This is a genomic window from Streptomyces kaniharaensis, assembly GCF_009569385.1.
Classification (GTDB): Bacteria; Actinomycetota; Actinomycetes; order Streptomycetales; family Streptomycetaceae; genus Kitasatospora; species Kitasatospora kaniharaensis.
Window position 1 is genome coordinate 5,150,461 of record NZ_WBOF01000001.1, and the last position, 11,167, is coordinate 5,161,627.

Annotated in this window: 9 protein-coding genes; 7 read left to right on the plus strand and 2 right to left on the minus strand. The window is 73.9% G+C overall.

The window, feature by feature from the left end; all coding sequences use genetic code 11:
* Positions 1-140: 140 nt before the first annotated feature.
* A complete protein-coding gene (locus F7Q99_RS23125) occupies positions 141-977 on the plus strand; it encodes an MHYT domain-containing protein (RefSeq protein ID WP_153464393.1) in 837 nt (278 codons plus the stop codon).
* Positions 978-1,329: 352 nt separating this feature from the next.
* Here the strand turns inward: F7Q99_RS23125 and F7Q99_RS23130 are convergent, their stop codons facing one another.
* Positions 1,330-1,698 (minus strand): hypothetical protein, encoded by a 369-nt coding sequence (locus F7Q99_RS23130; RefSeq protein ID WP_153464394.1) that lies wholly within the window; start codon positions 1,696-1,698, stop codon positions 1,330-1,332.
* Between the two features lie 236 nt (positions 1,699-1,934).
* Between F7Q99_RS23130 and F7Q99_RS23135 the strand changes: the two genes are divergently transcribed.
* Entirely contained in the window at positions 1,935-2,576 is a 642-nt protein-coding gene (locus F7Q99_RS23135) for an RNA polymerase sigma factor (RefSeq protein WP_153464396.1), read from the plus strand.
* A gap of 45 nt (positions 2,577-2,621) precedes the next feature.
* A complete protein-coding gene (locus F7Q99_RS23140) occupies positions 2,622-3,578 on the plus strand; it encodes a hypothetical protein (RefSeq protein ID WP_153464398.1) in 957 nt (318 codons plus the stop codon).
* A gap of 179 nt (positions 3,579-3,757) precedes the next feature.
* On the opposite strand, the gene F7Q99_RS23145 is transcribed toward F7Q99_RS23140, so the two are convergent.
* Positions 3,758-5,245, minus strand: coding sequence for a cation:dicarboxylate symporter family transporter (locus F7Q99_RS23145; RefSeq protein ID WP_326847249.1), 1,488 nt, complete (start codon positions 5,243-5,245; stop codon positions 3,758-3,760).
* Between the two features lie 181 nt (positions 5,246-5,426).
* Here F7Q99_RS23145 and F7Q99_RS23150 point away from each other — a divergent pair, with 181 nt between their 5' ends.
* From F7Q99_RS23150 to F7Q99_RS23165, 4 genes are all read left to right on the plus strand, one after another.
* Positions 5,427-7,169 (plus strand): sensor histidine kinase, encoded by a 1,743-nt coding sequence (locus F7Q99_RS23150; protein ID WP_153464402.1) that lies wholly within the window; start codon positions 5,427-5,429, stop codon positions 7,167-7,169.
* Complete coding sequence (locus tag F7Q99_RS23155) at positions 7,166-7,921, plus strand: response regulator (RefSeq protein WP_326847012.1); 756 nt, start codon at positions 7,166-7,168, stop codon at positions 7,919-7,921. Before F7Q99_RS23150 ends, F7Q99_RS23155 begins: the two co-directional genes overlap by 4 nt.
* 158 nt (positions 7,922-8,079) lie before the next feature.
* Complete coding sequence (locus F7Q99_RS23160) at positions 8,080-9,495, plus strand: diaminobutyrate--2-oxoglutarate transaminase (protein ID WP_153464404.1); 1,416 nt, start codon at positions 8,080-8,082, stop codon at positions 9,493-9,495.
* Positions 9,496-9,539: 44 nt separating this feature from the next.
* Positions 9,540-11,009, plus strand: coding sequence for a pyridoxal phosphate-dependent decarboxylase family protein (locus tag F7Q99_RS23165; protein WP_326847250.1), 1,470 nt, complete (start codon positions 9,540-9,542; stop codon positions 11,007-11,009).
* Positions 11,010-11,167 lie beyond the last annotated feature (158 nt).

An 11,167-nucleotide genomic window follows, 5' to 3' on the forward strand; every position in this document is an offset into this window, starting at 1 on the left:
TTGCACGTGCGGCTGGCATATGACGGATGATCGGTCTGCATGGACCTGCCACCGTCGCCGGCGGCCCTGAGTCCGCCCGGCCCGGGGAGCCCGGGCACAGCGCGAGCCGCCCCGGGCCCGACCGGTCGACCGGAGGTCCCATGGGCACCCTGAACCACTTCGGCTTCGGCTGGCTGATGCCCACGCTCTCGTACGTGGTCGCCTGCGCCGGCGCCGCGCTCGGCCTGCGCTACACCCTGCGAGGCTTCGCTGCGAGCGGCGCCGCCCGCCGGAACTGGCTGCTCACCGCCGCCGCCGCGATCGGCTCGGGTATCTGGACGATGCACTTCGTCGCCATGTCCGGCTTCACCGTCGACGGCACCGAACTGCGCTACGACGTCCCGCTGACCGTGCTCAGCCTGCTGGTCGCGGTGCTGGTCACGTGGCTGGGCCTGGCTGCCGTCGGCTGCGGCGGACACCGTGGTCTCGCCCTGCTCGCCGGCGGACTCACGACTGGTGTCGGCATCGCCGCGATGCACTACCTCGGTATGACCGCCCTGCGGTTGCATGCCGGCATGCGCTACGACCCCGGCACTGTCGCGCTGTCCGTGTTGATCGCCGTCGGCGCCGCCACCGCCGCGCTCTGGGCCGCAGTCACCATCCGCAACGTGTACGCGGCAGCGGCCGCCTCGCTGATCATGGGTCTCGCCGTGAGCTGCATGCACTACACCGGCATGGCCGCCGTGCACATCCACGTGGAGCCCACCCGGACCGGGCTCGACGGTGCGAGCCCGATGGAGTTCATCTTCCCGATCGGCGTCGGCCTCGGCTCCTTCCTCTTCCTCGCCTCAGCGTTCGTCGCGCTCTCCCCGACCGCAGGGGAACGCGTCGGCCACCGAGAGACGGGCGAGCTCACCATCGAGGAGTTTCCGGCGACGCGTGAGCCCGTGACCATGCCGGTGGACTCCGTTCCCGGCGGGTCCGACTGCGCTGCCTGATTCCCCCATCCCCCCGTCCGAAGGGCTCCCCACCCGTGGGCGAAGGCCGCGGTGCCGCCTCCGGTACTCGTCGGGGTGCCAACGCCGGGCCGCCCGCCCCTACCGGTCGGCTGCACGTCCGCCAACGGCGTGTCGGGCGACGGTCTGTCTGGCGACCAGTTTCCGGCGGCGGGTGGGCCGCCGCCGGAGGGTTCGGCGTTGCTGCCGGTCGGCGTCCGGGGCGGCGACCCTGGGCTGCTGCGCCGCACCCACTTCCGGGCCTCGGCGCAGCCGGCGGGCCGGGAAGCGGAGGGGGAAAGGGGTGACGCCCGGCGGGCGTCACCCCCGGTCGGGCGGTCGTCGGGCTATCCGGTCATCCGCGGGTCTGGAAGACGATCCTGGTCCAGCTGGAGCCCGGGCAGTTGCCCCACACGTCCCACGCCTGCGGCCGCGCGCCGATCCACAGGCCGGTGGTGTGCGAGCCGTCGGCGCAGTAGGTGATGGTGCGCAGCTGGCCGGAGTAGACGTTGCACTCGCCCTCCCAGCGCCAGCCGTAGTCGGCGGTGATCACGCAGTGGTAGGAGGCGGTGATGGAGTGCTTCCCGACGCTCTGCCCCGCGATGACGGTGTGGTCGGCGATCGGGTCGGCGGCGGCGGGCAGGGTGGTCGTCCCGAGCACGCCGAGGGTGGCGGCGGCCGCGACCCCGAACGCGGCGATCTTCCTGGCGATGCAACCTCGCACGGTGGTTCTCCCTTGCTCAACGGTTCTCGTCCTGCGGTGCGTCCCGGTCGTCCGGAGCCGGTGATCGGTGGTGAATTCCCGTTCCCCGTACGGCCCGTGCGCCGGTGACGTATTGCATACGAATGACTGCTCACAGTGAGACGACGAACTATGATGTGACCTGAGTCACAGCTGTGCGCCTGGTTGGGAGAGGCCTCAACTGGGCCTTCGGGGTGCCGATTTACGGGGAGAGCGGCATGGTGGAATTCAGCAGTCGATGTACGGGCGGGCGCGAGCCGGGCGGTGAACCGGCCGATTTCGACCGGGTGTTCACCGAGATGCTGCCGAGACTCCATCGGGCGGCCGTCTCGCTCGCCGGAAGCCCGTTCACGGCGGGCGACATCGTCCACGACGCGTACCTGAGAATCGCCCGCCGCCCGGAGCGGTTCCTCGGCCATCCGCAGCCGTACGCCTACGTGTTCACGACGATGGCGAACATCCTGCGCGACCAGTGGCGGCGGGAGCGCCGTCGAGCGACGCTCCCCGAACCGGTCGGGCGGGAGCAGGAGCGGGCGGCGGTGGCCGACCCGCTCGGTGGGGGGATGGCGGAGCTCCAGGCGCGCTGGGAGGTGGTCCGGCTGCTGCGCTGCCTGACCGCCAAGCAGGCCCGGGTGGTCGTGCTCGTGGACCTCGACGGCTACAGCGTCGACGAGGCGGCGGAACTGCTGGGACTGCACCGCAGCACCCTGGCGGTCACCCGTCGGCGCGCCCACCGGCGCCTCCGTGCCGTCCTCGAACGCGAACGCAGGGGTGAGGGCGAGGGGCGGCGCAGGGGCGGGAGCGGGTGCGGGCGGGCTTCGGGCGGTGCGCCCGACGACGCACCCGACGCACCGAACTGACGGCATGTCAGCTGATGTGCCGCCCCGGCCCGTACTCTGCGAATCGTGATCACGTACGAGGACCGCCGCCTGCGCGCCCTGGCCGACGACGGACGTTGGCCCGAGCTGCTGGCCGCCTACCGGCGGGCCCGCGCGGGCGCGGCGGCGCGCGCCGGCGAACTGCTCGGGGCGGCGGAGGTCGCGCCGCTCGGCCACCTGATCGCGTACGCGGCGCCGCCGGAGCTGGCCGTCCGGCTGTTCGACCGGGACGGCGGCCCGGGCACCGCCGCCGGGGCCGGCGACCATGACTCCGGACCGTTGTGGGAGGTGCTGGCGACCCGGCACTCCTGGCTGCGGCTGGCTCCGCTGCTCGGCCCGGCCCCGGTGCGGCGGCTGGTCGCGCACACCCGGGTGCTGATCGGCGAGGACCTCTCCCGCGGCGCCGAACCGGACCCGGAGGGCGTGCCGATGCGGCTGGAGCCGTGGGAGGCGACCGGGTGGGGCGAGGGGGCCAGGGTGCGCGACTACCTGCCGGCCGGGGGAGCTCGCAGTGCGCTGCTGACCCTGCCCGCGAGCCGGGAAGGCCTCGGCCCGGTGGCGCTGCCCGAACCGGGCCTGCGGCTGCGCGGGCAGCGGGCCACCCAGGCGCTGGCCGTGTTGGCGGACTGGGCTGAGGTGGCCTGCGTCCGGGGCTCGGCCCCACAGGCGGCGGCGCAGCTGGCCCGTGGCTCACTGGTCACCGGTGGGTACCTGCCGTTCGCGCTCGCCGTCCCGGCGCTGGTGCAGGCGGGTGCGGTGGACCGGGCGCGCGGCGGCGCTCACGGACGGCTGGCGCTCTGGCGGGCGCTGGGCGCGATGGCGGGCGCGGACGGACCGGACCGGGCCGAGGTGAACGCACTGGTGGCCCGGATGCGCTGCTTCACCTGGTGCGAACCGGCTGCCGGGCTGCGGCATCTGCACGTTGCACTGGAGGATCCGGCGAGCGGGCTGGCCTGGGCGGTCAGCGGGTCCGAGGACCTTTGACGGCCGATGGGTGGCGAGCAGCCGGTGGATGACGACTAACAGATGACAGATTTCGAAATCTGTCATCTGTTAGTTGTTCGCCCTGGTCTCCCTGCCGTCGGCAATGACGTGGAACCCCCGCTCCGGCGCCATTCCGGGTTGGGTGGGCGGCGCCGGAGCGGGGGAGTAAGAGGAGGGCGTCAGGCGGCCGTCGCCGCGCTGCCCTGGACGGGAACGACCTCGGGCGAGGGCGCGGGCGAGACCGTCGGCCCGGAGGCCGGGGCCGTCACCGCGTGCGGCCCGTCGTGCGTGTCGATCAGCGTCCGCTCGTCGAACGGCAGCTCGCCCGCCAGCACCCGCTGCGCCCGCGCCGCGTCGAACTCGCCGGTCCAGCGCCCGATCAGGACGGTGGCGACGGCGTTGCCCGCGAAGTTGGTGAGCGCCCGGGCCTCCGACATGAACCGGTCGATGCCGACGATCAGCCCGACCCCGTCCACCAGCGCCGGCTTGTGCGACTGCAGCCCGCCGGCCAGGGTGGCCAGCCCGGCGCCGGTGACCCCGGCCGCGCCCTTGCTGGCGATCACCATGAAGACCAGCAGCGACAGCTGCTCGCCGAGCGACATCGGCTTGTCCATCGCCTCGGAGATGAAGATCGACGCCATCGTCAGGTAGATCGCGGTGCCGTCGAGGTTGAAGCTGTAGCCGGTCGGCACGGTGATGCCGACGACCGGGCGGCTGACGCCCAGGTGCTCCATCTTGGCGATCAGTCGGGGCAGTGCGCTCTCGGAGGAGGACGTGGAGAGGATCAGCAGGAACTCGCGGCCGAGGTAGCGCAGCAGCGCGAACACGTTGACCCCGGCCACCAGGCGCAGCAGTGTGCCCAGCACCACGACGACGAACAGGGCGCAGGTGACGTAGAAGCCGATCATGATGACGGCGAGGCTCTTCAGTGCGGCCGTGCCGGTCGCCCCGACGACGGCGGCCATCGCCCCGAAGGCACCGACCGGCGCGACCCACATGATCATCGCCATGACCCGGAACACCAGTCGCTGCACGTGCTCGACGCCGCGCAGCACCGGGGCGCCGACCGGGCCCATCGCCTGGAGGGCGAAGCCGACGAGCAGCGCGACCAGCAGGGTCTGCAGCACCTTGCCCTCGGTGAGGGCCGAGAACATGGTGGTCGGGATCATCCCGAGTAGGAAGTCGGTGGTGGACTGGGCGCCGCCCGCCGCGGCCTGGGCGTGGCCGGACTTGGCCAGCGCGGCGGTCAGGTGCAGCCCGCCGCCCGGTTCCAGCAGGTTGCCGACCGCGAGGCCGATGGCCAGGGCGACGGTCGACATGGTGAGGAAGTAGCCGAGGGCCAGTCCGCCGACCTTGCCGACCTTGGCGGCCTTGGTGACCGAGCCGATGCCCAGCACGATGGTGCAGAAGATCACCGGGCTGATCATCATCTTGATCAGGTTGACGAAGCCCGTCCCGACCGGCTTCAGCTCGACCGCGAAGCCGGGCGCGGCAAGACCGACCACCGCGCCGGCGATCACCGCCGCGATGACGGCGAGGTAGAGGTAGTGGGTGCGGTCCCGCTTCGCGGGCGGCTGCGCGCCCGGCCCCTCCGGGCGGTGTCCGTCGCGGTGTCCGTCCGAGGTCTCCTCGGGTCTGCCCCCCGTCGGCTGTGCGGCTCCAGCGATCGACATCTGCGGCTCCTTCGCCCTGCAGTCCTGGCGGCCCCGGGTGGTGGGCCGCTCCGACTATCGGCCCCGGGCGTGACGGAGGTCACGTTTGCGTTCATAGAGTTCACGAGCCGGTCGCGGTGCAGACCGGCCTTCGCACGTCCGGGGGTGCTCGCGGGCGTGGTGCACACTGGCAGGCATGTCCGTGCGCACCCCCACCGCTCCGCGCCGGCTGCTTGCCGCCCCGCGCCGGCTGGTCCGCAGTCTGGCCGGCCAACTGTTCGTCGTCCAGGTGGTCATCGTCGCCGCCGTGGTGGCGGGCGGTGCCGTGCTCGCGTACCTCTTCACGGCCGACCGCACCGAGGCCGCGGCCCGCCGCGAGGTCACCGCCGTCGCCCACGCGGTCGCCGACTCGCCGACCGTCCGGACCGCCGTCACCGGGCCGGACCCGACCGCGGTGCTCCAGCCCTACGTCGAGCAGGTGCGCGTGGAGACCGGGGTCTCGTTCATCACCGTCATGAACACCGACGGCGTGCGCTGGACCCACCCGCTGCCGGACCAGATCGGCAAGCGCTTCCTCGGGCACATCGACTGGGCGCTCGCCGGGCAGACCCGCAGCGAGACGTACACCGGCACGCTCGGCCCCTCGGTGCGCGTGGTCACCCCGGTCCTGGACGACCGGCACCGGGTGATCGCGCTGGTCAGCGCGGGCATCACGGTGGACAGCATCTCCGAGCAGCTCAGCGGCCCGCTGCTGGCCCTGGCCGGGGTGGCGGTGGCCGCGCTCGCGGTCGGCGGCGCCGGCACGTATCTGGCCAACTCCCGGCTGCGGCGGCACACTCACGGCATGGGACCGGCCGAGCTCAGCCACCTCTACGAGTACCACCAGGCGACCCTGCACTCGGTGCGCGAGGGTCTGGTCCTGCTCGACCGCGCGCACCGGGTGGTGCTCTGCAACGACGCCGCCCGTGAACTGCTCGGTCTGGCAGGGGAGGTGGACGGCCGGACGGTCGCGGAGCTGGGCCTGCCGGAGGCGCTGGTGACCTCCGTGCTCGGTGACGAGCCGGTCCGCGACGAGGTACACCTGACCGCCGAGCGGGTGGTGGTGCTCAACACCTCCACCATCGGCACCGGCCTCGGCCGGGTCGTCACCCTTCGCGACCACACCGAACTTCAGTCGCTCAGTGGCGAGTTGGACTCGGTTCGGGGCTTCACGGAGGCGCTCGGCGCCCAGGCGCACGAGGCCGCCAACCGGCTGCACGCGGTCGTCTCGCTGATCGAACTCGGCCGCCACGAACAGGCGGTGGAGTTCGCGACCGCCGAACTCGCGCTCGCCCAGCAGCTCACCGACCGGGTCGTCGCCGCGGTCACCGAACCGGTGCTGGCCGCGCTGCTGCTCGGCAAGGCGGCCCAAGCGGCCGAGCGGGGCGTGGAGTTGACCCTCACCGAGGACAGCCGTATCGACGACGGCGTGCTGCCGCCCGGCCTCTCCGCCCGGGACCTGATCACCGTCCTCGGCAACCTGATCGACAACGCCGTGGACGCCGCGATCGCGGGGGCCGCCGAGAGCCCCGTCCCGCCGGAGGTCACCGTCACCGCCCGGATCGAGGCGGCGAACGGAAGCGACACGGCAGACGGCACAGGCGCGGCGGGCGGAGCCGACGAGCCGGACGGCGGCGGGCACCTCCTGCTCCGCGTCGCAGACACCGGGACGGGCATCGACCCGGCCGCCGTCGAGGACGTGTTCCGGCGCGGCTGGAGCACCAAGCAGGACGGGCGCGGCCACGGCCTCGGGCTGGCGCTCGTCGCCCAGGCCGCCCGGCGCAACGGCGGCACCGTCGAGGTCGGCCGCGACCGGGGCGCCGTGCTCACCGTCCGGCTGCCGCTCTCGGGCCGGACCGGGCCGGGGATGCCCCGACAGCGGGCGGAGGCGGCGTCGTGACCGGAGGGCCGACAGCCTCGGGCGCCGCCGAGTCCGGGATCCCGGTGCTGATCGTCGAGGACGATCCCGTCGCCGCCGCCGCGCACACCCTGTACGTCGAGCGCGAGCCCGGCTTCCACGCCGCGGGGACGGTGCACAGCTGCGCGGACGCGCTGCGCTTCCTGGAGCGGGCCCGCGCCGCCGGGGCGCCCGTCGGCCTCATCCTGCTCGACCTCTACCTGCCGGACGGCCACGGCCTCCAGCTCTGCCGCACGCTGCGCGCCGCCGGCCACACCACCGACATCATCGCGGTGACCTCGGCCCGCGACCTCGGCATGGTCCGGCAGGCGGTCTCGGCGGGAGTCGTCCAGTACCTGCTGAAGCCCTTCAGTGCCGCCGCACTGCACGACCGCCTCGAACGCTACGCCCGCTACCGCGACAGCCTCGGCCGGACCGGCGAGGCGACCGGCCAGGACGAGGTGGACCAGGCGCTCGCCCTGCTCCGTACGCCCGAGCGCAGCGCCCTCCCCAAGGGGCTCAGCGCGCCCACCCTGGACACCGTCGCCAGCGTGCTGCGCGAGGCCGCGACCGGACTGTCGGCCGCCGCGGCGGGGGCCGCCGCCGGGGTCTCGCGGATCACCGCGCGGCGATACCTGGAACACCTCGTCGACACCGGGCTCGCCGTGCGCGAGCCGCAGTACGGGAGCGTCGGGCGGCCCGAGCTCTGCTACCGCTGGAAGGGGGACGGGCCGGTCGCGGGCCGGCGGGGGTGACGGGTCGATGTGCCGGAGGGCGTGACCTTTTGGGTCGGTGCTCGTTGGGATAACGGGGGATATTCACCCGGTCGGGTGGTTCTGGGTGCCCACGGGGCATTCGGCCAGGTCAGAGGCGATAAAGTTAGGCTTTCCTAACTTCTTTTTGGGGGTTCGTCTTGTCGCTCGCCGCCGTTCCCGCCCAGGCCCCCTCCGGAGCCCGGACCCCCTCCGGAGCCCCGGGTGCCGCCGGAGCCCCGGTCGCCGGCGAGGCCGTCCTGCGCCGCCAGCGCATCCGCGAGTCCGGCGCCCGGACGTACGCCCGGTCCTTTCCGATCGTCCCCGTCCGGGCCAACGGCATGACCGTGGAGGGCGCGGACGGCCGGCGCTACCTCGACTGCCTCTCCGGCGCCGGGACGCTCGCCCTCGGGCACAACCACCCCGTGGTGCTGGAGGCGATCCGGCGCACCCTCGACAGCGGGGCGCCGCTGCACCTCCTCGACCTCGCCACCGCCGAGAAGGACGACTTCACTACCGCCCTGTTCGAGAGCCTCCCCGGCGAGTTCGCCGCCCGCGCCCGGGTGCACTTCTGCGGCCCGGCCGGGACCGACGCCGTCGAGGCCGCGCTCAAGCTGATGCAGACCGCCACCGGCCGCTCCGGCGCCCTCGCCTTCACCGGCGCGTACCACGGCATGACCGCCGGCGCCCTCGCGCTCACCGGCAACGTCGCCGTCAAGGAGCCGCTGCCGAGCGGCGGCGAGGTCGTCCGGCTGCCCTACCCCTACGCCTACCGCTGCCCGTTCGGCGTCGGTGGCGACGCGGGCGCCGACCTCGCCGCCACCTACGTCGAACGGCTGCTGGACGACCCCTCCGGCGGCGTCGTCGCCGCGGCCGCGATGATCCTGGAGGCCGTCCAGGGCGAGGGCGGCGTCGTGCCCGCACCCGACGGATGGCTGCGCGAGATGCGCCGCATCACCGCCGAACGCGGCATCCCACTGATCGTTGACGAGGTGCAGACCGGCGTCGGCCGCACCGGCGCGATGTGGGCCGTCGAACACAGCGGCATCGTCCCGGACGCCATGGTGCTCTCCAAGGCCATCGGCGGCAGCCTCCCGCTCGCCGTCGTCGTCTACCGCGAGGACTACGACGGCTGGCGGCCCGGCGCCCACACCGGCACGTTCCGCGGCAACACCCTCGCCATGGCCGCCGGCGCCGCCACCCTCCGGTACGTCGCCGCCCACGGGCTCGTCGAGCGCGCCGCCACCGTCGGCGACCGGATGGCCGCCCGGCTGCGCGACCTCGCCGCCGAACTGCCGGTCATCGGGGACGTCCGCGGGCGTGGCCTGATGCTCGGCGTCGAACTCGTCGACCCCGCCGCCGAACCCGATGCCTGCGGCGCCCGCCCGGCCGACCCCGCGCTCGCCGTCCGGGTCCGCGAGGCCTGCCTGGAGCGCGGCCTGATCGTCGAACTGGGCGGCCGGCACGACGCGGTGCTGCGGCTGCTCCCGCCGCTCACCATCACGGACGAGCAGGCCGCCGCGGTGTTCGACCGGCTCGCCGACGCGATCGATGCCGCCGCCCGGGACGCCGGGTGAGCGGCGCGGGCGCCGGATCCGGGCCCGAACTGCCCGGGGAACCAGTGCCGTTGGACGCCCTCGCGGGCGGGGCCGGCGGGCCCGGCGCGCTCGGCCCGCTGCTCGCCACCGTCCTCGACGCCCTCGACGCCGGCACCGGCATGCGCGCCGGACCACTGCCCGCCGGCAGTCCCGCCGAACTCGCCGCCCTGGTCGCCGACGGTCTCGCGGGCACCAACGGCCGCAGCGCCCTCGCCCGCCTCACCGAACTCCTCGCCTACGGCGCCGCCGACCCCGCCGACCCGGCCTGCGCCGCGCACCTGCACTGCCCGCCGCTCGCCGTCGCCGCCGCAGCCGACCTCGCCGTCAGCGCCCTCAACCCCTCCCAGGACTCCTGGGACCAGGCCCCCGCCGCCACCGCCCTGGAGACCGCCCTCCTCGCCGAACTCGCCGCCCTCGTCGGTTACGACCCCGCCCGCGCGGCCGGAGTCCTTACCTCCGGCGGCACCGAGTCCAACCTCATGGGCCTCATGCTCGCGCGCGACCAGAAACTCGACGGCATCGTCGAGTTGGACGGCATCCCGGCCGGCGCCGACCCGCGCATCATCGCCTCCGAGGCCGCCCACTTCTCCGTTCAGCGCGCCGCAGCCCTGCTCGGCCTCGGCGAACGCGCCGTCGTCGCCGTCCCCGTCGACCGCCAACTCCGCATGGAGCCCGACGCGTTGGAACGCACCCTCGCCGAGACCAGCTGGGCCGGGGCCACCTCCGTCGCCATCGTCGCCACCGCCGGTACCACCGACACCGGCTCCATCGACCCGTTGCACATCGCCGCCGACCTCGCCGCCCGCTACGGCGCCTGGCTGCACGTCGACGCCGCGTACGGCGGCGGCGCCCTGCTCTCCGACCGGCTCGCCCCGCTCCTCGACGGCATCGCCCGCGCCGACTCCGTCTCCCTCGACTGGCACAAACTCGGCTGGCAACCCGCCGCCGCCGGCGTCTTCCTGGTCCGCCGGGCCGAAACCTACGTCTCCCTCGCCCGCCGCGCCGAGTACCTCAACCCCGTCGACGACGAACGCGCCGGGTACCCCAGCCTGCTCGGCCTCTCGCTGCGCACCACGAGGCGCGCGGACGCCTTCAAACTCGCCGTCACCCTGCGCACCCTCGGCCGCGACGGGCTCGGCCGGCTCGTCGACGCCTGCCACGACCTCGCCCACGCCGCCGCTGACGCCGTCCGCGCCGAACCGCTCCTGGAACTCCACGGCGAACCCGTCCTGACCACGGTCGTCTTCCGCTACCGCCCGCAGGAGGCGGCGGACGAGGCGGCGATCGACGAACTCAACGGCCAGCTACGCCGGTTGCTGCTGCGCACCGGACGAGCCGTGGTCGGGCGCACCGAACTGCCCGGGGAGGGGCCCGGTCGGGTCCGGCTGAAGCTGACGCTGCTCAACCCGCACACCACGACGGGGGAGGTCGGCGCGCTGCTGCGCGAGGTGGTCAGGGCGGGGCGCAAGGTCGCGGGGGAGCGGGCGGGTTAGGCCGTTGGCCGTTCGCGCGCAAGACCGTTCCCGGGCAAGGCCGTTTGCTTCGCGTGGTTTCTCTCTTCGAGCTTCCAGAACAAGTCCACGCGTCCTCCATGCGGTGAGATCTCCGCTATCTCCGGGTGAACTCCGCCTGCCCACAGTGCACTTCTACA